The organism is Candidatus Poriferisodalis sp. (genome assembly GCF_965208485.1).
Taxonomy (GTDB): Bacteria; Actinomycetota; Acidimicrobiia; order Acidimicrobiales; family Poriferisodalaceae; genus Poriferisodalis.
This window is the reverse complement of the sequence record NZ_OZ242344.1, coordinates 336,589-360,262: the sequence shown is the minus strand read 5'-3', so window position 1 is coordinate 360,262 and position 23,674 is coordinate 336,589. Positions and strand designations below refer to the sequence as shown.

The 23,674-nt window shown below is 68.4% G+C and carries 19 protein-coding genes; 7 read left to right on the top strand and 12 right to left on the bottom strand.

The window, feature by feature from the left end; all coding sequences use genetic code 11:
• Positions 1-42 precede the first annotated feature (42 nt).
• Complete coding sequence (locus tag ACOGXQ_RS01660; protein WP_419945732.1) at positions 43-456, bottom strand: hypothetical protein; 414 nt, start codon at positions 454-456, stop codon at positions 43-45.
• Positions 453-3,923, bottom strand: coding sequence for an SNF2-related protein (locus ACOGXQ_RS01655; protein ID WP_419945731.1), 3,471 nt, complete (start codon positions 3,921-3,923; stop codon positions 453-455). Before ACOGXQ_RS01655 ends, ACOGXQ_RS01660 begins: the two co-directional genes overlap by 4 nt.
• A gap of 383 nt (positions 3,924-4,306) precedes the next feature.
• On the opposite strand from ACOGXQ_RS01655, the gene ACOGXQ_RS01650 reads away from it, so the two are divergent.
• The 6 genes from ACOGXQ_RS01650 (at position 4,307) to ACOGXQ_RS01625 (ending at position 12,546) form a co-directional block, all read left to right on the top strand.
• Positions 4,307-6,019 (top strand): proline--tRNA ligase, encoded by a 1,713-nt coding sequence (locus tag ACOGXQ_RS01650; RefSeq protein ID WP_419945730.1) that lies wholly within the window; start codon positions 4,307-4,309, stop codon positions 6,017-6,019.
• Positions 6,020-6,398: 379 nt separating this feature from the next.
• Entirely contained in the window at positions 6,399-7,118 is a 720-nt protein-coding gene (locus ACOGXQ_RS01645; protein ID WP_419945729.1) for a corrinoid protein, read from the top strand.
• A complete protein-coding gene (locus ACOGXQ_RS01640; protein WP_419945728.1) occupies positions 7,115-7,813 on the top strand; it encodes a DUF1638 domain-containing protein in 699 nt (232 codons plus the stop codon). The genes ACOGXQ_RS01645 and ACOGXQ_RS01640 overlap by 4 nt, the downstream gene beginning before the upstream one ends.
• Positions 7,810-8,751, top strand: coding sequence for a dihydropteroate synthase (locus tag ACOGXQ_RS01635; protein WP_419945727.1), 942 nt, complete (start codon positions 7,810-7,812; stop codon positions 8,749-8,751). The genes ACOGXQ_RS01640 and ACOGXQ_RS01635 overlap by 4 nt, the downstream gene beginning before the upstream one ends.
• Positions 8,752-8,762: 11 nt before the next feature.
• Entirely contained in the window at positions 8,763-11,003 is a 2,241-nt protein-coding gene (locus ACOGXQ_RS01630; RefSeq protein WP_419945726.1) for an ASKHA domain-containing protein, read from the top strand.
• 10 nt (positions 11,004-11,013) lie between these two features.
• The gene (locus ACOGXQ_RS01625; protein WP_419945725.1) at positions 11,014-12,546 is read left to right on the top strand and encodes a trimethylamine methyltransferase family protein; all 1,533 of its coding nucleotides are present in this window, start codon (positions 11,014-11,016) and stop codon (positions 12,544-12,546) included.
• Positions 12,547-12,744: 198 nt separating this feature from the next.
• Here ACOGXQ_RS01625 and ACOGXQ_RS01620 read toward each other — a convergent pair whose 3' ends face one another.
• The 8 genes from ACOGXQ_RS01620 to ACOGXQ_RS01585 all read right to left on the bottom strand — a co-directional run bounded on the left by ACOGXQ_RS01620 (position 12,745) and on the right by ACOGXQ_RS01585 (position 20,599).
• On the bottom strand, positions 12,745-13,155 hold the full coding sequence (locus tag ACOGXQ_RS01620) for a glycine betaine ABC transporter substrate-binding protein (RefSeq protein ID WP_419945724.1): 411 nt from the start codon (positions 13,153-13,155) through the stop codon (positions 12,745-12,747).
• Positions 13,074-14,069, bottom strand: coding sequence for a glycine betaine ABC transporter substrate-binding protein (locus tag ACOGXQ_RS01615; protein ID WP_419945723.1), 996 nt, complete (start codon positions 14,067-14,069; stop codon positions 13,074-13,076). The genes ACOGXQ_RS01620 and ACOGXQ_RS01615 overlap by 82 nt, the downstream gene beginning before the upstream one ends.
• Positions 14,066-14,797 (bottom strand): hypothetical protein, encoded by a 732-nt coding sequence (locus ACOGXQ_RS01610; RefSeq protein ID WP_419945722.1) that lies wholly within the window; start codon positions 14,795-14,797, stop codon positions 14,066-14,068. Before ACOGXQ_RS01610 ends, ACOGXQ_RS01615 begins: the two co-directional genes overlap by 4 nt.
• A 57-nt stretch (positions 14,798-14,854) precedes the next feature.
• Positions 14,855-15,730, bottom strand: a complete 876-nt coding sequence (locus ACOGXQ_RS01605; protein WP_419945721.1) for a hypothetical protein — start codon at positions 15,728-15,730, stop codon at positions 14,855-14,857.
• Positions 15,708-17,186: a hypothetical protein gene (locus ACOGXQ_RS01600; protein ID WP_419945720.1), complete on the bottom strand. Its 1,479-nt coding sequence runs from the start codon at positions 17,184-17,186 to the stop codon at positions 15,708-15,710. The genes ACOGXQ_RS01605 and ACOGXQ_RS01600 overlap by 23 nt, the downstream gene beginning before the upstream one ends.
• 182 nt (positions 17,187-17,368) lie before the next feature.
• Positions 17,369-17,842, bottom strand: a complete 474-nt coding sequence (locus ACOGXQ_RS01595; protein ID WP_419945719.1) for a hypothetical protein — start codon at positions 17,840-17,842, stop codon at positions 17,369-17,371.
• A gap of 624 nt (positions 17,843-18,466) precedes the next feature.
• Complete coding sequence (locus tag ACOGXQ_RS01590; RefSeq protein WP_419945718.1) at positions 18,467-19,291, bottom strand: EamA family transporter; 825 nt, start codon at positions 19,289-19,291, stop codon at positions 18,467-18,469.
• Between the two features lie 18 nt (positions 19,292-19,309).
• Positions 19,310-20,599 carry an MFS transporter gene (locus ACOGXQ_RS01585; protein ID WP_419945717.1) on the bottom strand — a complete coding sequence of 430 codons (1,290 nt, stop codon included), beginning with the start codon at positions 20,597-20,599 and terminating at the stop codon, positions 19,310-19,312.
• 46 nt (positions 20,600-20,645) lie between these two features.
• Here ACOGXQ_RS01585 and ACOGXQ_RS01580 point away from each other — a divergent pair, with 46 nt between their 5' ends.
• The gene (locus tag ACOGXQ_RS01580; protein WP_419945716.1) at positions 20,646-20,786 is read left to right on the top strand and encodes a hypothetical protein; all 141 of its coding nucleotides are present in this window, start codon (positions 20,646-20,648) and stop codon (positions 20,784-20,786) included.
• Here the strand turns inward: ACOGXQ_RS01580 and ACOGXQ_RS01575 are convergent.
• Positions 20,783-21,787 (bottom strand): 2Fe-2S iron-sulfur cluster-binding protein, encoded by a 1,005-nt coding sequence (locus tag ACOGXQ_RS01575; RefSeq protein ID WP_419945715.1) that lies wholly within the window; start codon positions 21,785-21,787, stop codon positions 20,783-20,785. The genes ACOGXQ_RS01580 and ACOGXQ_RS01575 overlap by 4 nt on opposite strands.
• Positions 21,784-23,640 (bottom strand): NAD(P)H-dependent oxidoreductase subunit E, encoded by a 1,857-nt coding sequence (locus ACOGXQ_RS01570; RefSeq protein WP_419947319.1) that lies wholly within the window; start codon positions 23,638-23,640, stop codon positions 21,784-21,786. Before ACOGXQ_RS01570 ends, ACOGXQ_RS01575 begins: the two co-directional genes overlap by 4 nt.
• Positions 23,641-23,674: the final 34 nt, after the last annotated feature.

Sequence of the window (23,674 nt, the reverse complement as noted above, 5' to 3'; positions counted from 1 at the left end):
CTCGGCTGGCTTCCGAGCGGGCACATGACTGCCCGACGCAGCTCAGGACGAGGTGAGCGTCCCGTCGGAGTCGTCGAGCAGGTCACCGGCGGCGGCCAGCGCGGCGGCCAGCGCTACGGCCCGTTGGTACACGGCTTCGAAGTAGCGCTCTGCGGCCATCTCACGCCCGACGAGGGGCGGCTTGCCAAGCGAGCGCACGGTCGAGGTCGGGTCGGGCGTCACCGAGATGCGTGAGATCTCACCAAGCTGCTCGGTGCCTTCTGATGTCATGACGGCACCGGCTGATGGCCTGTCCACATCGGCATCTGCTGGGCGCACTGCGTTCTCGCCCGCGACGGGAGCGGAGGTGCTGCCATGCCAGAACTTGGCGCTGGCCTCAGCGGCCTGTCGTTGCTGTGCTGCGGCACCGCCCAGACGGCGAGTGCGGGATGCCTTGCGGTGCCTGCGGGAGCTCATGACCCACCTGCGGGAGCGACGCCGACAGCCATTAGTTCGCCAGCTTCGATGCTGTCGGCGTCCGGCCCGTCGAAGTCGTCGGCCAGCAGCGCATCGGGAGTGATACCCAGCGCATGGCGCAGTTGCTCGGCGTCGAGATCGCCGATGGAACTCGACTTGGGCAACACCATGTCGGCGATCTGACGCTTGCCGGCGACCACCTCCTCCACGCGCTCGTCGACGGTGCCCGGGCACACCAGACGGTGGCAGATGACGGTGCGAGTCTGGCCGATGCGCCACGCCCGGTCGCGGGCCTGATCCTCGACGGCGGGGTTCCACCAGCGGTCGTACAGCACGACATGGCTGGCAGCGGTCAGGTTCAAGCCGGTGCCGCCTGCCTTGAGTGACAGCACCATGGCTCCAGGACCCTCCTCAGTCTGGAAGCGCTGCACCATGCGGTCGCGGGCAGAGCGCCCCAGCCCGCCGTGGTAGCAGTCGATCTGCTTGCCGGTCTGCTCTGAGAGGTACCCGGCCAGTCGCTCGCCCCAGGTGGCGAAGTGGGTGAAGATCAATGCCCGCTCCCCCGCTGCGAACACCGCCTCGAGGATTTGGTTGAGGCGGTCCAGCTTGCCGCTGCGCCCCTCGATGCGGACATCGGGGTCGTCGGGCCGGTAGTTGAGCGGATGGTTGCAGATCTGCTTGAGCGCGGTGATCGCGGCCAGCACTGCGCCCTTGCGTCGCTCCCTCGTCTGCTCGCTCTCGGCCGTATCGGCGACCAACTGGTCCAGTACTGCCTGGTACAGGCCGATCTGCTCGGATGTCATGACACAGTGCGCCATCTCGTCGATGCGATCAGGCAGCTCGGCAGCGATCAGGGGCTCGGCTTTGGTGCGCCGGAACACGAGTACCCCATTGAGTGCGTGCAGGGCCGATTCGGCTGCGCCGCGCGCATCGCCGGGCCGCTGGAGCTGGGCAATGAACGGTGATCGCGCGCCGACCAGCTCCGGGTTGCAGAAATCCATGATCGCCCAGAGGTCGCCCAAGCCGTTCTCGATCGGTGTGCCTGTGAGCGCCAGCCGGCTGCGGGCGGTCAGGCGCCTGAGCTGCTTCGCCGTCTCGCTCGTGTGGTTCTTGATGACCTGGGCCTCGTCGGTGACGATGCGGTCCCAAGTGATCTCTTCCAGCGCGTCGATGTCGCGCACGGCTGTGCCGTAGGTGGTGATCACCATGTCGATTAGCTGGGTTGTGTCGCGCAGTGCGCTCATCAACTCGTCGGGATCACGCCGGGACGGGCCGTGATGGACGATGGCTCGCACGCCGGGTGTGAAGCGAGCCGACTCGGCTGCCCAGTTCCCGACGACGGCAGGCGGCGCGATGATCAGCGCCGGGTTGTCGCGCCGGTCGGCTGCGACGCGAGCCAAGACCGTGGGCGTCTTGCCGAGGCCCATGTCCAGTGCCAGGCATCCGCCCAGCCCGGCCCCGTCCAGGAACTCCAGCCACGCCACTGCCTCGGCCTGGTAGGTGCGCAGCTCGCCGACGAAGCCGTCGGGCTGGCGCGGCGGCGCAGAGGGAATCTCGCCTGCAGCTCGCAGCAGGTCCGCCGCCCAGCCGCTGCCCGAGATCGTGACGCCGCCGCGGACTGTCGGACCCTCGAGCCCCAGCACCTGGCGCAGCATCTGCGAGCCCGTGAGCGCGGTGACATCGGCGCGGTCGGCGAGGGCTGCTGCTGCCTCGGCAAGATCGGCGTGGTCCAGCGCGATCCATTTGCCGCGGTCGCGCACCAGCGGGCGGGCCTGGGAGGCCAGGTCGTGAATCTCGTCGGCCGTGAGCTCGACGTCGCCGAAGACAGCGGTCCAGCTCACGGCAGTGAGCTGCTGGGCGCCCAGCGCGCTGTCGCCCTCCTCGGTGGCGGTCAGCCGCAGCGACGGCGCTGGACGGTCACGTGAGAGCTGCGGCACTTCCACCCCGAAGCCTGCCGACGCCAAGGCGGGGCCGGTGACCGACATCAGCTCCCACGCCTCGTCCTGGCTGAGGATGACCTCGCCGCGCCGCTTGCCGCCCGGGCGCATCAGCACCGGCAGCAGCCGCTCCAAGCGGGTGAGCTGATCGCGCACTTCGGTGCGATGCGAGCTGACCCCGCTCACCATCGCCACCTCGACCGGCTCGGTCACGCCCTCGGGGCTCAGCGCCAGCACTTCGAGATGCCACGCTCCCGCGTCGTCGGGCTCGTCGAGCCGCACCACCAGCGACTGGTTGGCAGCGGTGGTGACAGGACGCGACCACAGATCGACGCGCCGGGCGAGATCCGATCCGTGCGTGGCGGATCCGGTGAAGCGGGTGCCGTCCAAGTAGGCCAAGAACGCTTCTGCCATCTCCGCTCTGCTGCGCGGCTCGGGCGACGCAGCCGGCACGTCGAGGCGCTTCGCAGCGCTGGTCATGATCGCGTCGACCATCCCGACCAGCGCCGACTGGGTCACCGTGCGGGGTTCGGCCTTCGGCTCTGGGGCGGTGACCGCGCCGGGCAGGCTCTCGATCAGCGAGGCCAGCCGCTCTGCGGGCATCGACGCCGGCTGCCACTGGACCGAGAATTCGGCGGTGTCGGGACGCTTGCGGTTGCGGCGCTTGCGGGCCCGGTGCAGGCGCGGCACCGCGCGCCCGTCGGCCACCATCTCGACAGCGGTGCGAGCCGCGGTTCTCAGCCACAGCGCGCTGGCGCCGACCAGCCGGTCGTCCGACCCGCCCGAAGCCAAGTCGAACTGCTCGTTGCCGTGGAGCGATTCGTCGAGTCCGTTGCCAAGAGCATTGGCGGGAGCTGCGGTGCTGGGCGGGTCGGTGTCAGCAGCAACGGCCGAGTTGGGGGTGGCGAGGGTCCCATCGAGACCGACCAGCCAGCCCAGCACATCGTCGATGTCGGCCACGAGGGCTTCGGCAGTGCCGCCGACGGGCAGCTTGACGTTCGGGTTCGGTCGCCACACGCTGTCGGGCGCACCGGTCGCGACGAGGCGGTCCATGACCCGCTCGGTGGGTTCGGGCTCGGTGCCCGCTCCTGCTGCCCACGCCACAATGCGGCCCGGCTGCCACGAAAGCTGCAACGCCGACGGCTCGGGCGGCGGACCTTCAGCGGCATCCTCGCCGTCGACGCCGGCGCCAGGGGCATCGGTGTCGTCGGGCGACAAGCTGGCGTCGAGTCCGGTCAGGCGCTCGTAGGCAGCGGCCAGATCCTTGAAGTCGGCTTCGAAATCGCGCACCACTTGGCGGCGGATCGGCCGGGGCAGCCGACGCACCGACGACAGCGAGGTCTCGGTCTCCTCCAGCAGGTCCAGCAGCACCCGTTCCCAGCGCTGCGGGTCGGTCTCGAGCGTCGCGACGTCCATGAGGCCCGCGGTGCCATGGGCTTCGACCCACACGAGGCGAGCGATCTGGTCCCAGTTCTTGGTGGCGAGGGCCGAGACGGCCGCCCCATTGCCGGGCTGTGCACGCTCTGCCACGGCCAGATCGCCGTTCGAGGCGCGGCTGTGCCGGGGCGCGGCCACAGAAGGCGCTGGTGCGCCATTGGGGGGAACCCGTGTCCGTGAGTCTTCGTCGCTCATTGGGTCATTGGCAGGCACCAGCAGGTGTACTGCATCGCCCGTCCGGACTGCACAATGCGCTCAATCCGAATCTGAGACACAGGACCCGCTGCGGGCAGAATTGCCGCTGCCGGTTCGAGGCCCGCTTCGTAGGGCTTCGGGGCGAGCCGGGACTGCACGACCGATGTGCGGCCTCCGGCTACGGACGTTGAGGGTACCGCAACCGCCCCGATTCGCAACGTCTGCGGGGCTGAGTGCAGATTGCGGCGAAGCCGGCAGCCCGTTCTCGTAGCCTCTGTCGGGTGCGATGGTCCGATTCGTTCATCCCGACGCTGCGCGAGGCGCCCGCTGAGGCGGAGGCCGCCAGCCATCGGCTGCTGGTGCGGGCCGGGTTCATCCGGCAGCTGCACTCGGGCCACTACAGCCTGCTGCCGCTGGGTCTGCGGGTGCACAGAAAAGTGGCCGACATCGTGCGTGCCGAGATGAACGCCATCGGCTCCCAGGAGTTCCTGCTGCCCGCGATGCATCCGGCTGATCTGTGGCGCCGCAGCGGCCGCTACGACCTTGTGGGCGCCGAGATGTTCCGCCTGCGGGACCGCAACGACGCCGACGTCGTGCTGGGCATGACCCATGAGGAGGTGTTCGCAGCGCTGGCTGCGGAGATGAACTCGTACCGGGATCTGCCGCAGATCTGGTACCAGATCCAGACCAAGTTCCGCGACGAACCGCGCCCGCGCAGCGGTCTGCTGCGCGTGCGCGAGTTCATGATGAAGGACTCCTACAGCTTCGACATCGACGAGACCGGTCTGGATGCGGCGTTCGACGCCCACCACGAGGCGTACCTGCGGATCTTCGAGCGCCTGGATCTCGACGTGATAGCAGTGCAGGCCTCGTCGGGGGCAATGGGCGGCGATGCCAGCGTCGAGTTCATGGTGACCTCGCCGGTCGGCGAGGACGAGGTGGCCCGCTGCAACGCCTGCGGGTACCGGGCGAACGTGGAGCGTGCCCGAGCGTCGGTGCCCCCGGTGGACGATCCCCCGTCGCTGGAGGAGCCCGAGAGATTCCCGACGCCGGGAGTGCGAACGATCGACGGGCTGGCCGACTTCGACGACGGGGCGCCTGCGGACCGCCAGATCAAGACGATGGTGATGGTGCTCGACGGGCAGCTCTCGCTGGCGATCCTGCGGGGCGACCACCAACTCAACCTCCAGAAGCTGGCCGACGGCAGCGGCGCTGCCGAGATCCGGCCGGCGACCGCCACCGAGACCATGGCGCATCTCGGCGCCAACCCCGGCAGTCTCGGCGCCGTCGGCGTGAGCGACCTGCCGATCTTCGCCGACGAGGCGCTGCGCGGGCGGCGCGCCATGACAACGGGTGCCAACGAGGACGACTGGCACTTGCGCGGCGTGGATGTCGAGCGTGACATCGGTGATCCGCAGTGGATGGACCTGCGTGAGGTGGCTGCCGGCGAGTCCTGCATCGAGTGCGGCGTGCCGCTCGAGATCGTGAGCTGCATCGAGGCGGGCCACATCTTCAAGCTCGGCCGCAGGTACTCCGAGGCGATGGGCGTGTCGGTGCTGGACGCCGGCGGCAAGGCCCGCACCCCGATCATGGGCAGCTACGGCATCGGCATCGGCCGTGCGATGGCGGCAGTGGCCGAGACCCACCACGACGACAAGGGACTCTGCTGGCCCGTCGGGGTGGCGCCGTTCGACGTCGTGGTGGCCGTTCTGGACCCTGGCGACGAGACACAGTCCAGCGCCGGTGAGACGCTGTATCGGGTGCTGTCCGAGCGAGGTGTCGAGTGCATCCTCGATGACCGCGCACTGCGGCCCGGGGTTAAACTGGCAGACACCGAGCTGGTGGGCATCCCGTTCCGGGTCACGGTCGGGGCTCGCAGCCTGGCGGAGGGCAACGTGGAGCTGACCGAGCGTGCCACCGGCGAGACCGCCCTGCTGGCCCTCGACGCAGCCGCCGCCGAGGTCGCCGCTCAGATAGCAGCACAACGCCGCTGAGCCGACTCGACGGACTCGTCTGGTGCTGTCTTTCTGGGTCCAAGAAGCGAAGCCGTGGCCCGAGCGGCCCGTGAGTCCGAATTGAATCGAGACTGGGCACAAAAGAAGGAAGCAAGTGAAGCGGCAGCGAGAAGGTTGGGCATTCCACGCAGCCATCAAGTCGCTGACCCCTTGCGGCGGGTTGCATGTCGTCTTGTGACCGACCTTCGTGATACCCTGCTGCTGTACCGTTCTGCGGCACAGTTCCACCATGCGGAACAGCATGATAGAACAGCGGTAGGTGGGGCCTCGGTGCTGCAGGACTCCGAGGGCGGGACTGCGACAAACGCCGGGACGGAGTGCCCGGCACACGTCATGACAATGACGAGGGGGGCAGAGCATGGCCGACGCAGCAGCCGTCGATACCGACGATGTCGATGAAGAAATCGACCTCTCTGCGCTCGACGACAACGATCTGGTCGCCCAGATGCATGACGACCTCTATGACGGGCTGGGTCCCGAGATCGTGGAAGGCACCGAGCTGCTGCTGGGGCGCGGCTGGGGGGCTGACAAAGTCCTCAACGAGGCGCTGGTGGAGGCGATGCGCATCGTCGGCATCGACTTCCGCGACGGGATCCTGTTCGTGCCCGAGGTGCTGCTTGCCGCCAATGCGATGAAGGCCGGCATGGAGGTGCTGCGGCCGCTGCTGGCCGAGACCGGCGTCGAGTCCATCGGCAAGATCGTCATCGGCACCGTCAAAGGCGACATCCACGACATCGGCAAGAACTTGGTCGGGATGATGCTGGAAGGCGCCGGCTTCGAAGTCGTGGACCTGGGCATCAACACCGACGTGGACGAGTTCCTCGAAGCGCTCGACGCGCACCGGCCCGACATCTTGGGCATGTCGGCGCTGCTGACCACCACCATGCCGTACATGAAGGTCGTCATCGACACGCTCATCGAGCAGGGCCTGCGCGACGACTACCTCGTGATCGTGGGCGGCGCCCCGCTGAACCAGGAGTTCGGCGAGGCCGTCGGCGCCGACGCCTACTGCCGCGACGCCGCGGTGGCCGCCGAGACCGCTACCGATCTCATCCGGGCACGGCGCGCGGCAGCATGAGCACGACCGCCTCGCCGACCGCGCCCGAGCGGATGCTGGTGCTGGCCTGCGGCGCGCTCATCAACGAGCTGCAGGCCGTCGTGGGCACCCACGAGCTCGACCATGTCGATGTCGAATGCCTGCCCGCCAAGCTGCACAACCGGCCGTCGCTCATCGCCGGAGCGGTGCGCGAGCGGATCGGGCGCAAGCAGGCCGAGGGGCGCAGCTACCGGCGCATCCTGCTCGGCTACGCCGACTGCGGCAGCGCCGGGGCGCTCGACGATCTCTGCACCGAGTTCAATGCGCGGGCCGCCGAGGGCGACGGCCCCGAGATCACCCGCGTGCCCGGTGCCCACTGCTACGAGTTCTTCGCCACGGCGTCCCGCTTCGCGGAGATGTCCGAGGCCGAGCCGGCGACGTTCTACCTCACCGACTATCTCGCCCGGCATTTCGAGCTGCTGGTGTGGAAGGGTCTCGGCATCGCGGACCATCCCGAGCTGGCCGAGATGTACTTCGGCAACTACGAGCGGGTGGTGCTGTTGACCCAGACCCCCGACGGCGACGAGAGGGCCCGCGTCGAGGCGTGCGCGCGTGCCGGCGCCGAACGGCTCGGGCTGCCATTGGAGATCGTCGAGACCGGCTACGGCGAACTCGAGACGGCGCTCACCGAGATTGCGGCGCCCCGGCGCCTGAGGCAAGACCAGGTGCCCGCGTGACCGACACCGTCATCAGCTCAGCCACACGCGAGGTGGTGATCGGCTTCGACCGCCCCTTCGTGATGATCGGCGAACGCATCAACCCCACCGGACGCAAGATGCTCGCCGAGGAAATGCGTTCGGGCGACTTCAGCCGTGTCGAGGCCGACGCCCTCGCCCAAGTCGCCGCCGGCGCCCACATGCTCGACGTGAACGCCGGAGTGCCGCTGGCTGACGAACCGGCGCTGCTGGCTGCAGCCGTCAAGCTGGTCCAGTCGGTCACCGATGTGCCGCTCAGCATCGATTCCTCGGTGATCGAGGCGCTCGAAGCCGGCGTGGACGCCTATGTCGGCAAGCCGCTCATCAACTCGGTCACCGGCGAGCCCGAGGTGATGGAGCGCATCCTGCCGCTGGTGGCGCGCGCCGGGGCGGCCGTGGTGGCGATCTCCAACGACGAGACCGGCATCAGCGAAGACCCCGATGTGCGCTTCGACGTGGCCCGCCGCATCGTGAGCGCTGCAGCCGACTACGGCATACCCCCCCACGACGTCGTGGTGGACCCGCTGGTGATGCCGATCGGGGCCATGTCGACCGCGGGTCGACAGGTGTTCCAGCTCGTGCGGCGCCTGAGAGACGAACTGGGTGTGAACACCACCTGCGGCGCCTCCAACGTCAGCTTCGGATTGCCGAATCGCAACGCGATCACCGGCACGTTCCTCTCGATGGCGATCGGGTCCGGGCTGACCTCGGCCATCATGAATCCCCTCCACGCCGAGGTGAAGACCGCTGTCATGGCCGGCGACGTGCTGGCAGGCAACGACGAGAACTGCGCAGCGTGGATCTCCGAGCATCGCAACCGTGGCGCCCCGGCGGGTGTGGCGGCGGCAGGCGTCACAGCCGGCGCCGGATCGGGCGAGCGACCGCGCCGGCGGGGCGGCCGTCGCGCTCGCGTCGGCTAGGCGGTCTCGCCATGCCGCCAGGCACGCTGCCGCCCGTCGAGGCGCCTGAGCTGCGCGTCGTCTTCACGCCGTCGGGCCGCACCGGCACGATGAGCGAGGGCACCACAGCGCTTGACGCGGCCCGCCAGCTCGGCGTGGACCTCGACAGCGTGTGCGGCGGGCGCGGCATCTGCGGCCGCTGCCAGGTGGTTCCCTCGGTGGGCTCGTTCCCGAAATGGGCGATCACGGTCGGCGCTGATGCGTTGAGCGGGGTGGGAGCGACCGAGGCCGCCTACCGGGGCCGGCGCCCGCTGGATGCGGGATCGCGGCTGGGCTGCCAGGCCCGCATCTGCGCCGATGTCGTGGTGGACGTGCCTCCCGGCAGCCAGCTGCACAGCCCGGTGGTGCGCAAGGCGGTGGACGTGGGCGAGCTGGCGCTGGACCCGCTGTCCACGCTGCACGCCGTCAGCGTGCCGCCGGCGACGCTCGACGAGCGGCGCGGACTGGCCCAGGTGATCATCGACTGCGTCGCCGACGAATGGGATCTGCGTGCCGACGGCGTGCTGCCCCAAGCGCTGGCAGGGCTGCATCGGGCGGTCGACGCCGCTGCGGCCGACGACGACGGCAACCGGCTGGTCACGATCGCCGTCCGCTGGAGCGGTGAGGATCGGTCAGATCGCAGCGGCATGGTGGCTGCAGTGTGGCCTGGCGTGGTCACCGTCGGCCTGGGCGTCGCAATCGACATCGGCTCCACCACCATCGCCGGGCACCTGCTGGACCTGCACAGCGGCGACGTGCTGGCCTCGGCGGGCCGGATGAACCCCCAGATCCGCCTCGGCGAGGACCTGATGAGCCGGGTCTCCTACGTGATGATGAACCCCGGCGGGGCGGCCGAGCTGACGGCGTTGGTGCGTGAAGCGCTGGCGGCGCTGGTCACCGAACTGTGCGCCGATGCGGGCGAGAACCCCTCGACCGTGCTCGAGGTCGTCCTGGTCGGCAACCCGATCATGATGCACATCGCCCTGGGGATCGACCCGACTCCCCTCGGTCAGGCGCCGTTCACGCTGGCCACTGACGCTGCAGTCGAACTGGCCGGCAACGATCTGGACCTGCCATGCCCGGCTGGGAGGGTCTACGTCGCACCGGCCATCGCCGGTCATGTCGGGGCCGACACTGCAGCAGCGGTGCTGGCGGGCGGGCTGTCTCGGGCTGACGCGATCACACTGCTCGTCGATGTCGGCACCAACGCGGAAATCGTCTTGGGCAACAGCGAAGGGTTGTGGGCAGCGTCCAGCCCGACCGGACCCGCCTTCGAAGGAGCGCAGATCAGCTGCGGCCAGCGGGCGACGCCCGGCGCGATCGAGCGGGTCCGCATCGATCCGCTGACGTGGACGCCGCGCGTGCAGGTCATCGGCTGCGAGATGTGGTCAGACGAGCCCGGCTTTGCCGAAGCAGTCGAGCAGGGTGTAGCAGCAGGCGCCCGCAGTGCCGCAGCCGGGGTCACCGGCATCTGCGGCTCGGGCATCATCGAGGCCGTCGCCGAGATGTACCTCGCAGGAGTGCTGTCGGCCGATGGGGTCATCGCCGGGCCGCCCCCCGCAGAGGCTGAGCCGCCAAGCGAAGCCGTGGCCCGAGCGGCCCGTGAGCGCAGCGAACAAGAGCGGGAAGCAATGGATGCGACAACGGGAGCGGGCATCCGCCCGCGCGGTTCCGCGGATGAGCAGGCCTCCCGCATCGTGGAGGACGGCCGCACCTCGTCCTACGTGCTCTACCAGCCTCCGCCCGGCAGCGAGGGTCCGACGATCACGGTCACGCAGAACGACGTCCGGGCGATCCAGCTCGCCAAGGCGGCGCTGCGCGCCGGCATCGACCTGCTGTGCGAGCACGCCGGCGTCGACGCCGTCTCGCAGGTGCAGCTCGCCGGCGCGTTCGGAGCGCACATCGACCCGGTGCGAGCCATAGTGCTCGGACTCATCGGCGACTGCGATCCCGACCGGGTGCGCTCGATCGGCAACGCAGCCGGCACCGGCGCGGTGCAGGCGCTGCTCTCAGGCACCCAGCGGGCCGAGATGGAACGGGTCGTGCGCGGCATCGAAAAGATCGAGACCGCCACCGAGCCCCGATTCCAGGAGTTCTTCGTGGCCGCCATGGCACTCCCCCACGCCACCGCGCCCAGCCCGCAGCTCGAGACCGTGGTGAGTCTCCCCGCACCCACAGCCGATACAACTGCACGCCGAGATCAACGCAGCAGGCGGCGGCGATCCCCCAGATGAGCGAGGAACCATGAGCGAGCGACGACGGCGAGGCGGTGGCCGGGCGGCCCGCCAGGCCCAGCGAGCGACGGCCGATGTGGCGTTCAGCACCCATGTGCAACGGACGCTGCCCCCCGTGAACGTGCTCGACGAAGAGGGCCTCGCCCAGATCGAGTCCAACGCCGAGACGATCCTGTCCGAGGTGGGTGTCGCCTTCCAGGACTTCCCCCGCGCCCTCGAGCTGTGGCGCGACGCCGGCGCCGACGTGGACGGCGAGAAGGTGCGATTCCCTCGCGGCATGTGCCGCGAAATCGTCCAGGCCAATGCCCCGGCGATCTACACCCAGCACGCCCGCAACCCGGCACGCTCGGTGCCGATCGGCGGCGACTCCACGGTGTTCGCTCCCAACTACGGCTCGCCCTTCGTCACTGATCTCGACGAGGGGCGCCGGTATGCCACCCTCGAGGACTTCGAGCGGGTCGTCAAGCTGACCTGGATGCTCCCCCACCTGCATCACAGCGGCGGCACCGTGTGCGAGCCGACCGATGTGCCGGTCAACAAGCGGCACCTCGACATGGTGTACGCACACCTGCGCTACAGCGACAAGCCGCTGATGGGCTCGGTGACCGCCGCCAAGCGGGCCGCCGACTCGGTGGAGCTGTGCCGGATCGCCTTCGGCGGCGACCTCGGCGACCGCACGGTGCTGACCAGTCTCATCAACGCATCGTCCCCGTTGCGCTGGGACGCCACCATGCTGGGCGCCGCTGACGTGTACGCGCAGCACAACCAGGCGTGCGTGATCTCGCCGTTCATCCTGGCCGGGGCGATGTCGCCGGTCACCGTGGCGGCGCTGGCGGCCCAAGCGCTGGCCGAGGCGCTGTCGGGCATGGCGTTCTGCCAGCTCGTGCGGCCCGGTGCGCCGGTGATCTTCGGCACGTTCGCGTCGTCGATGTCGATGGCCACCGGCGCGCCTACCTTCGGCACACCCGAGGCAGGCTTGGCGATCTACGTGATGTCCGAGCTGGCTCGGCGGGTCGGCGTGCCGTTCCGCTCAGGCGGCCAGTTCACGTCGTCCAAAACACCCGATGCGCAGGCGGCCTACGAGTCGGCCTCGACGCTGCTGCCCACCATGGCCGCGGGCGTCAACTTCGTGCTGCACGCCGCCGGCTGGCTCGAAGGCGGGCTGACGCTGAGCTACGAGAAGCTGCTGATGGACGCTGACCAGCTCGGCATGATGGGGGTGTACGCCCGGGGCGTCGACCTGTCCGACAACGGCCAAGCGGTGGAGGCGTTCACGACGAACCCCCACGGCGACCACTTCTTGGGCCACCCGCACACCTTGGCGAACTTCGAGACGGCCTTCTACCAGTCCTCGATCGCGGACAACAACAGCTTCGAGCAATGGGCCGACGAGGGATCGCTGGACGCCGCGCAGCGGGCCAACCGGCTGATGAAGCAGATGCTGGCCGACTACGAGCCGCCGCCGATCGACGACGCCGTCGATGCCGAGCTGCGCGACTGCATCGCCCGCCGCAAGGCCGAAGAACCCGACGCCATCGTCTGACGAGTTCGCCAGAACGGTCGACTCGATGTGACGTCGGTGCTCGGCCCACCAGTTCCGGCAGCCCCCATCCCACGTTTTCGCGAAGGCTCTTCTTGTTCTGCGTCTGCGGTGTCGGGGACGCAGTTCGGCACCGGCGTGGTGCCATCAGCAGCAGGGCACGATCGCGGCGCCGTCGCAGGCCGCCACGACCGGCATCGCCTACTTCCTGGATGCCGCTTCGCGGGCCGCATGCAGCCACTCATCGACGAGAACCCGATTGGCAGCGATCCACTCGGCTGCGAGATCAGCTGGATCGCTGCCGTCGGCCTGTCGTGCGAGCACTGTTGAGGCCTCTGCCTGGGGAAGCGTGACATTTTCGAGCAGTGCGGCAGCTGCGGGATTTGCAGTCAGGAAGTCGTTACGGACCGCGACTGCTATGTCATTGGCGACCCAACCGAGTGGGCACAGCCCGTCGGGACTGGACGCCGCCGCGGGGCACTCCTTGGCGCTGATCGGCGCGTAGCCGCCGGTGCCGTCGCGTCCGCGGGTCAGCTCGGAGAACAGATCTCCTTCGGGATACCCCAGCGGGTTCGAGTCATCCAGAAACTCTTCGACGCCCAGCCAGTACACGTTGACTCCCGGCTCCAGGGTCGCGCCCACGGCCGCGGGGGTTCCCACACGACTACCCGTGTCGAAGTCGACAGGGTGCGGGTCTCGCCCACGGCCGCGGGGGTTCCCACGAACATGACAAAGGGTGCGCCTGCGTTCACCGCGCTCGCGGCGCGTTCGATCATTTCCTCCTCACCGATCTTGACAAACGTGATGTTGTCCCAGCCCGAGAAGGCTGCCTGCGACTCGGAGATGTCGCTGATGCCTCCCAGCGAGAACACGTCGGCTCTGCCGTTGCCGGGCACGGCATCGGCAGCGTCGAACGCGGCCAGCGCTGCGGGATCGCGATTCAGCTCGTCCATAGTGAACACGCCGTGCTCGTCGGCGAAGGTCTTGGAGATCAGCCAACCCAGCACATTCCCCAGTGACATCTGCTGGCCCACCACCGATACATGGTCTCCTACCCGCGATCCGTCGAAACTGTCGCCGTCGAGCCACGCCTCATGGGACGGGAGCAGCCCGTCTGTCCAGTAGTCCAGATCGCCAGCGGCCATCCACAAGTAGGCCACGTTCGGGCCCGCCTCCCACGGGACCGAGACCTCATAGCCCAGCTCGCTCAGAAGCTGCCTGTACACCTCGGCGCGAAAGCGCGACCAGCCTTCGGACTGCATGCCGGCGGTGACCTCGACTCCCTTCCCGGGCCGCAGCGGCACGGACGCAGGCGCTTGGCCGCCCCCAGTCACCGCATCGCCTACGCCGTCGACGCTCACAGCGGCGGTCGGCTCGGTCACCGCGGTCTCGGTCGTCGCTGCCGGGTGCCCGACAGCAGGGACCTCGCTGCGGGAGCATCCTGTTGCGGCCAACCCGAGTGCGAATGCCGCCACCACCAGCACCGGGCGCACCGTTGCACGCCGCGTCTGACAGTTCGACGTCACGGCGACTGCTCTCTCGACGCAGATGTGCTGTGGTTCGCGCCGATCCACATCACCCATCGCGCGCCCGAAGTGCCGTCGAACAGCACGCTTACCTCCCGCACACCCAATTCTGGGACCGGGAACCGCCGCACCACGAACGGCGGGTAGTGGACTCGGCCGTCGCGCTCGCCGTAGGAATCGACCGAGTACTCCGCCCCGGGGGGCAGCACCCCGTCCGGGGGAGGCAGCAGCCAGTCCCCTCTGTCATATGCAGTGGGCGCGATCAGGTCGGTCACGGAGCCGTCGTCGCCGAGGTACGCCACATACACGGCCAGATCGAACTCGATGCTCTCGTCGAGCTCGCCGTGCAGGCTCGGATGCGAATCGGGAAGATCGGAGGAGAGGCTGTAGTGGGCTCCAGCGGACACCAGCCGCTCGGCACTCGCCAGCAGCTCGTCGAGTACCTCCTGAGGCGGCGTAGGGAGCCGGCCGGGCGAATGGCGCCAGACGCCGGGCTCTATGACTTGGGGGTACGGCAGCATCCACCACGCGCGGGAGAGGTCGGCGTCGTTGGACATCTCTGCTGTTACGGAGATGTCGGCCAGCAACGAATCGGCGGTGCCTTCCCAACCGTAGATCTCGAACGGGGCGGCCTCGCCGGGCTGGATCGACAGCGGCCACCGGAACTCCCGGCCGTCCGCCTCGACGCTCACGCCGTAGGCCCACAGGGTTCTGGACCAGTTTCGCACCAGGGCCCCCGCAGCACGCCGCCGGAGGCGCTGACGGTGCCGTCGAGCACGCTCACCTCATCGAGGGGGCTGTCGCGGTCCGGGTACTCGACGGTCTGAGCAGCAGCGTGCCGCTGGTGCCCGAGCTTTCGGCGCTGACTTCGAGGTCGCTGTGCGATGCGGTGGCGGCGGCATGGAACTCGCCGAGGTTGAACTCGATTCGCAGTTCGCGGCCCACGGTTGCGTCATATGAGGCGGCCAACCCGGTCGGGCGGCGTCGACGGTGAGGGTGTAGTCGCCGGTGCGGCGCTGGCCGTACGTGGTGGCCTCGATGGTGTAGCTGCCTCGCTGGAGGAACACCTCCACCAGGCGGCTGTTCCAACGGTGGGTGTCATAACCCGAGCGGTGGTCGTCGTTGTGGTCGATGTGGGTGCCGGTGCCGTCACCGGCGCCGCCGCTGAGCAGGATCACGAACGGGTCCAGGTGGCGGCTGTTGGTGGCGGCCGATTCCAGCGTGATCGTCACCCATCCCGGCGAGTCGAGCGCGAAGGTGTGCCAGCGCGCACAATAGGTGCGGTTGCCGATGCTGTGGGGGTGACGGCGCCGCGTCGAAACGCAGTCTGCGTCGGCGCTGATGGTGCCCGCCACCGGCTGCGCCTGCTCCCCACCCAGCACCCCCAAAGCGCTGCTGCAGCCCTCACCCGCAGCGAACGTCGCCGCCGCCGCATCGGACTCGACGCCGTTGGCGCACCTGACCGTGACCGTCACCGACGCGTCGGCGTCCACCTCCACACCCACCGTGCGCGTAGCGCCGGTCGCCGGGGTGACCGTGGCGTCCGCGGGCACTGCGGTGCACACAGCACCCGCGGGAATCACGGTGAACTCGTCGGACACTGCGGCAGTGGTGTCGCCGCCGATTCCGGAAGCTGGATCAACTTCCTCCGTCGACCGCATGGTGAGCGCCGCCGATCCAGATCACCAAGTCGTCTGGAGATGGATCCTCAAAGAGCAGTCTGATGCTGCCGGCTCCGCCGTTGAGGGGCGGATATTCGCGTGTGACCGACTCTGAGACCCATAGCTCCGCGCCGTCTTCGCCACGAACCACGTTGTCGTTGAGGTCCACTACATAGCCTTCGGAGTTGAACGGTGTCAATCGGAGCAACTCTGTGACGCGCCCCGAGTCGTCGAGACGAGCGAGATACGCGCGCAGGTCCGTGATGAGCCCGGGTGCGAGGCGGCCATGCATACTGGGATGTGACGGCACGGGACCGAGATCGGCGCTGCTGGATAACGACCGATGGCGTATCGCGCCTTTCGAGTCCAAGACTCGCAGGCACTTCTCATTGAGGACCTCGGGCGGGAAATCGTCGAGCACCTGGGGGAGCAACTCCACGCCGACACTGGGGTGGGCAAGTCCCCCTTGGTCAATCACACGATCCCCGGGGCACAGGTATGGCGACACCCCGGAGTAGAATTCGAAGCCCCGCGATAGGTCGGCGTCGTCGGACAAGACAGCTGTGACGGCAAACGCTATGTGGGCAGGGTCGGCGGGCCCGTGCCAGTCGGGCATCTCGAAGGGAGCGGTCTCACCGGGCTGGATGGTCAACGGCCACCAGGCAGTCCGCCCGTCGGCGTGCACCTGGACCTCCCATGCCCATAGCGTTCGAGACCAGTTGCGAACCAAGCCCCGCAAAGTTCCGTCGGTGACGGCGACCGTCTCGGGCAGTATCCGCACTTCGTCGATAGGCGACGAAGGGTCCGCGTACTTGATGCCCCCACAGCCCAGCGGCCCACCCGCCTCGGGCCACAATCCCAGCGGCCGCGCCCCGTATGGCAGGGTTCGCAGGGCACGGTCGCGCGCCGCGGCCTGCCACGCCTGCTGACGTGTGCTGTGCGTGGTGCCGTGCACGCCTGCTGCGCACTCGTCGTCGACCATCCACCGCCCCTCACCCTCCAAGACCGGCTGGTCGGGCTCCGGGCATGGCTCGCGGGTACCGTCGGATCTGATCAGCACGCAGCTCACGGGCTCGGCCACGCTGGCTCGATCGGGGCATTCGGCCACGTCGATGAGAGCTGACAGCCGCCCGTCCACGGGATCGGCATCGTCGGCGAACGTGTCCTCCTGCTCGAAACCGGCCTCGCACAAGTCGGTGACGTAATCGGTGACGTAATGGTGCGCGAACCAATCGTCAATCGTGATCCCCTCTGCTTCAAGCCTCGCGCTCGACGGTGGATCGAACCAGAACCCTGCGCCTTTGGTGTCGGTATCGGATTGCGGGACCCGCACCCGGTCCAGGATCGGCCAGCGCGGCGGCTCGGGTTCCGTCTCCTCGAAGACCACCCACGTGCTCGTGGACACAGCCGACCGAGGACTCTCCTCCGCGCCCTCAGAAACACTCGTCTCGGGCATGGCCCGAGCGTCATCGGGCACCTGGGCCGACGTCGGCATATCGATGCTCCCGGGTATCGTCGGCGCAACGGGCCGCGCGGGGACCGGCACCGCCCCAGAGCTATGGCCCGGGACGCTGGCCTGTCCCGAACATGCCGCAGCCAGCACCACCGCCGCCGCAGCGCATCGGCGCGCCCTCGCGCTCACGGGTACCTCGCACGCATCGCTGTACGGAACGCGCTGTGATTCGAGGCCGCCCACGAGCAGTCCTGATGCTCATTGGTTGCATCCTCAGAGCAGATCAGCACCTGCAGCACACTGTCGTCCGCAGCGCCATCTGTGGGGTCCCGAAGCCACGACTCTGCATAGGGCGCTGTCCGAACTCGCTTCGTCGTCTTGACTACGGCGCTGTCCGTCTCGTCGTTCCCGACCGGCAGCTTCCTGACCCGCGTGATGTCCCCGCCCGTGAACGATTCCGGGAACACCGCGTACCGGTACCCGCCCTCTGCAAAGGACATGAACGGAGCGGCCAACGGGCTCCGCGCAGCCGTGCCCGTGATATCGACTGCGGCGGGGTCGCTGCCGGTGAAGCCCTCAGAGTTGTCGGTGTCGAAGAACCAGCAGTCAAAGCGGGCGCCCGCCGCTCCCCACCGGCAACCGCGGCCGCCCATGCCCATCGGTTGCACCCCACCATCGGTGTCGACATGTGCCGCATTGTGCGCGGTGGTGACGTACAAACCATCAAACCATCGTTGCCTGTGAACGACTCCACCTCCATATACACACCGCGGTAGGTCCTGTGGCAATTCTTCTTTTCGGCCAGCTGGCCTTTGGGCAGATTGCACGCATGCCAATTGCCCAGGACGGACTCGTCGAACGCTGTAGTGCTGTCGCTCACCGACGAGTAGCGGTGTCCTCCAAAACCAGTTCGATCGCCGGCTGTGTCGCGAATCACCGTGATGGAGGTCCTTCGCTGTTCTCGACCACTGTTGAATGGCGGATCGATGTATATGAGCGGGAAGGAGGCATCGGGCAGCTTCGGCAAGACATCTGCGTTGTCCCCGTACACGACCCAGTCGAGATGCTGACCGAACTCAATCACGGGATTCCTTCCCAACGCAGGATCGGTACTGCGGTGGTCGTCCGCACCGGGCGTCGGCCTGCTCGACCGACCGCACTTGCAACGTAATCCTTCGTGCAAGAGGACAGCGGGATACATCCGAGGTCGCGTCGTACGTTGATCTGAGCGCGTCTGCGATTTCATCTCGCGCTTTCTCGTTCGTATCGTCACAGCCTGCGGGTCAGGTGGAGACGACGGCAGTGACGCCGGCCACGGCAGCGACAATTCCTGCTCCTTGGCGTGCGTTGAGCGAGTCCTGGTAGGCAAGCCTGCCGACGATGACGCTCATCACCGGGAACATCGACGCGCCCACCACGGTGGCGGGCGGGTCGAACCAGATGCCGATGATGTAGAAGATAGTGGCTCCGGCACTGGCGACACCGGTCAGCAGCGCGAAACCCATCACCTCGGGTGGGGGCAGCGCAGGGAGACCCCGGATCGCGACCACGACGGCCATGAGCGCCACCGACGTCAGCCGCTGGCCGAATCCCGGCCAGGCGCCCGAGCTCTCGGACAGGTCCACCAGGACGCTGAGACCTACGCCGTAGCCCAGGCCCGACAACGTTGCCCAGACGGTCCCCGCTGCGATGTGGGCGCCGCGGGTTCCGCCAGCCGTCACCAAGCCCAGCCCGCCGAAGGCCACGGCGGCCCCGATGATGCCGATGAGCGGCGGTTCATGACCCCGCAGGGCGGTGTACGCGAACGGGATGACCGCTGACAGCGTCGCCACGATCGGTGCGGCGATGGCCGAACCGGCCCGGTCGAGCGACGTGTAGTAGAGCGCCAAGCCTGCTCCGAGCCCCAGCCCCGACGCCAGGCCTCGCCCGAAGTCGTCGCCGGCGAACGAGCCCGGAATGAACAGCAGGACTGCAAGTGAGACGAGAGCCGCTGCACCCTGGAACACGATCATCGCGGACAGCACATGGCAGCGAGTCACTACCCGGCGACCGAACAGGTCGCTGGTGCCGATGCTCACCGAGGTGAGCAGGCCGAACAGCGCTCCCATGCTCCGCTCGCCGCCGTCCTATCGGCGCCGTCGCAGCAATGTCGCCACTGCTGCTGAGGCTCGGGCGGGAATCGGCAGGAACGTCCCCTGCTGCTCCACGGTCGGACCGGCGACCAGCAGCATGCGGCCGGCAACGAACACCGCTATGGACACATGCGCTGTTGCCATGACGACGTAGAACGCATTGAGGGTCACCGACATGCCGATCGCCGCGCAGATCGGACCCACGGTGGCACCGACGCCGTTCATGCGCACCATCACCGCACTGGCCCCGGCTCGCTGGGAGTCCCGCAGCCAGTCGTTCGCCTGTGCCACCGCCATGGAGTAGATCGGGTAGGCGAATGCCCCCATGATGGCCATCACAGCGACGCCGACCAGCGTCGCCTCGTCGAGCAGCATCATGACGACGCAGGCACTGCCGGCGATCAATGCCGCTGCCACGATGACGATGCGTCGCGGCACACGATCAGACAGGCGCCCCAGCGGGATCTGACCGAAGAGGCTGCCGACCATGGGCGCTGCCACAAAGAGCGCCACCTGGATCGGGGCCAGCCCTCGCGATGCCGCGTAGACCGGGCCGATCGCCGAGATGGATCCCAGCGCAGCCCCGACCAGGAATGCCACGACCACACCGGTCGGCGCCGTCTGCATCAGCGTTCGCAGCCCGACGCGCTCGGGAGCCACCACCGGAGGGCTGGCGGATGCCGACAGCGACATGGGCACCAGTGCCAAGGAGACCATCACCGACACTACGGCGAACAGGGCGAAGCCGTCAGTGTCGGCGGTGGCCACCAGCAGCTGGCCGGTTGCGATGGCCCCCATGGTGATGACCATGTAGCGGGCCAGCATCCGACCCCGGTTCTCGTTGGTCGCCAACTCGTTCAGCCAGGTCTCTGCAACCACGATCAAGGCGGCGAAGCAGATCCCCCACGCGAAGCGTCCGACACCCCAGACCACCGGACTGACGAACACCGCCTGCACCAGCACGACACTGCTGCCCGCTGATGCCAAGGCGGCGAAGACCCGAACATGGCCGACTTGGCGCAGAAAGTGCGGCGCGACGGCAGCGCCCACGAGGAATCCCACGAAGTTCATCGCCATCACGAGACCCGCGACAGTGGATCCGAAACCCTCTGATTCAGCCCGGACGCCGAGCAGCGTGTTCTGCAGGCCATTGCCGGCCATCAGCAGCGCGATGCCGACAAACAGCGCCGTGCTGCGGGCTGCCGTCGAGGCGAGCGCCGGTCCGCCGACCACCGGTTCGGGAGCCTTGGCTCGCGAGGTGCGCGGCATACGTTCGGCAGCCATCTCTCGGGCGCGCCTGAGCGCGCGGTTGCGACGAGATATGCGCGCTGTGCCTGATGCGCCGCCTCCGGCGGCCGTGCCTGATGCGCCGCCTCCGGCGGCCGTGCCTGATGCGCCGCCTCCGGCGGCTGTGCCCGATGCGCCGCCTCCGGCGGCCGGGGCCGGCTCGTCCGCCGACACCGGCGTCTAGGACCCTGTGCTGTCAGGAGCAGGGCCTTCTGGGGTGGACGTGTCAGCAACCACAGGCTCGTAGGCCGGTGCGTGCACGTACTGCCAGCCGAACCGGCCCTTGATGCACAGGTGACCGCTGGTCACCGAGTGATCCGCCGGCGAAGTGACCTTCACGATCTGATCGTCCTGGGTATGGAGTTCGAGGTTGCAGCCGACGCCGCAGTACGAGCACACGGTGCGGGTGACAGTCTGGTCATCTGGTCGCCACTCGCCCACTGCCCGCAGATCGAACTCGGTGCGGAACTGCAAGGCACCAGTCGGACACACGGCGACGCAATTGCCGCAATAGACACAGGCACTCTCCGGGAGCTCGACGTCGTACTCAGTGCGGATACGCGCATCGAAGCCCCGCCCTGCCACCGCAATGGCAAAAGTGTGCTGGGCGTCGTCGCCGCACGCTTCGACGCACTTGTAGCACAGTACGCAGCGATCGTACGCGCGGATATAGAGGTCGTCCTGGATCCGCACAGGATCGTCTACCCGGGAGAGTTCGACCGCGGCCCCAGTATCGAACTCAGCATCGATCTCCGTGCCGGTCCCAGCTTCTCCAGCTTCGTTCAAAGCCGAGACATAGCGCCCAGCGTCGGCGCCGTAGTGCTCGGACCACTCTGCGATCTCGGTGGCTTGAGACAGGTCGTTGGCCGATCCCAAGAACTCCAGCACCATGCGCCGGCTGTGGCGTACCCGCTCGGAGTCCGTGCTGATCTGCATGCCGTCCTCCGCGGGCCGTGAGCAAGCGGGCACGAGCGTGCGAGAACCCTCCATCTCCACCACGCAGACGCGGCACACGTTCACCGGTGTCAGGTTGGGCGCCCAGCAGATGGTCGGAGTGTCGACACCGGCGGCGGTGCAGGCAGCCAGGATCGTCTGGCCATGTGCCACAGTCACCTCGCGCCCGTCGATGCTCAGGGTGACCTGCGTCGTCGTCTCTGGGGGGACACTGCCATTGCCGGAAGTCATGACTCTCCAGCCTCTGCAGGAGCACTCGACGCATTCTCGTCCTTGTGTGCCGAAGGCATTGCTTCCCGCTCTTGTTCCCTGTTTCGAATCAATACGGGCTCATGGGCCGCTCGGGCCACGGCTTCGCCTTGCGGCTCAGCCTCCAGCAAGCCCAACCGCATTCCCGACAGCACTGCCGATGCCGCAGTATGTCCGAGTCCGCAGATGGACGCGTCGCCCATGGCGATGGCGATGTCGTCGAGCAGGTGCCGCTGGACGTCGGCCGGCGCGCCCACTCGGCGGATCTGCGTGACGATCTCATGCTGGCGGACAGTGCCGACCCGGCACGGCACGCATTGGCCGCAGGACTCGTCGCGGAAGAACTTGGCCAGGCGTTCGATCACCAAGGCCATGTCGGCCGAGTCGTTGAAGACCATCACCGGACCCGAGCCGAGCGTGGTGCCCGCGTTGCGCGTGTCCTCCAGCGACAGCGGCAGGTTAAGCGAGTCGGGCCCGACGAAACTGCCCGCCGCCCCGCCCAGCAGCACCGCCTGCAATTCGCCCTGGACGCCACCTGCCATCGACAGCAGTTCCCCCAGCGGGATACCGAACGGTGCCTCGTACAGCCCTGGCCGCCCCACATGGCCCGACAGGCAGAAGAGCTTGGTGCCCGGCGAGGCCTCGGTGCCGACGCTGCGGTACGCGTCGGGACCGATCCGCAGGATCTCGTTCACATTGAGCAGGGTCTCGGGGTTGTTGACCACCGTGGGACGGCCGAAGAGCCCGTGCGTCGTGGGGAACGGCGGCTTGTTGCGCGGCTCCCCTCGGAAACCCTCGAGGGAGTTGAACAGAGCGGTCTCCTCGCCGCAGATATAGGCACCTGCGCCCCGGCGCAGCTCGATGTCGAACGGCTGACCCGAACCCGCCGCGTCGCCGCCCAGCCAGTCCTCGGCGCGGGCGAGCGCGATGGCGTGGCGCAGCCGCTGGGTGGCCAGCGGGTACTCGCCACGGATGTAGATCCAGCCCTTGGACGCGCCCACCACGAGGCCGGCCACCGTGATCGACTCGATGATCGCGAGCGGGTCCCGCTCGCACAGCAACCGGTCCTTGAAGGTGCCCGGCTCGGACTCGTCGATGTTGGCGACGACGTGCTTGGGTCCGTCACCATCGGCGACCGCCCGCCACTTGATCCCCGTGGGGAATGCCGCGCCGCCCCGGCCTGACAGCCCCGAGCTGCTGATCTGCGAGATGACCTCGTCGCTTCCGAGCGCCAGTACGGCCGCCAGCGCCGATCCACCGCCCCGGGCACGGTATGCCTCCATCGAGACAGCCTCGGCCGCTCCGGCTGTGGTTTCGATCATGTGGCGCAGCAGGCTGGGCGCCTCGGGCACGTCAGCGGTGACGCTCATCAGCAGCGAATCGGGTCCGCCCTCGTCATCGGGGACCCGGTCGGGTTCTCGCCGACCCTGGATGAACACTGCCGGGGCCCGCTCGCATTGGCCCAGGCATGGCCCCTCATGCACCGCATGGCCTTGGGAGCGGAGATTGGACGCGAGGCGAGACGCGCCGGCGAGGGCGCAGATCGGGTCGATGCACACATGGCGCACGCTGAGCTTGTGCGCCGGCGCCTCGGTGCTGAACATCTCGTAGAACGTGGCCACGCCGTAGGCCTCGGCGGGCGGCACACCCAAGGTTCGCCCGATGAAGTTCAGACCGCCTGGGGAGATCCAGCCCGCCTCCCGCTGGAGGGCGTGCAGGGCCGGCAGCAACAGGTGCCGCATCTGCTTGCGGCGACGTGTCCCGCCCCGCACGACGCGGGGGTGGTCGACGACGACAGCACCGGGGCCGGCGTCGTTGACGCTGAGCGCTGCCATCACCGCCCGTCGCTCCGATGCGGTCGCAGCGGCA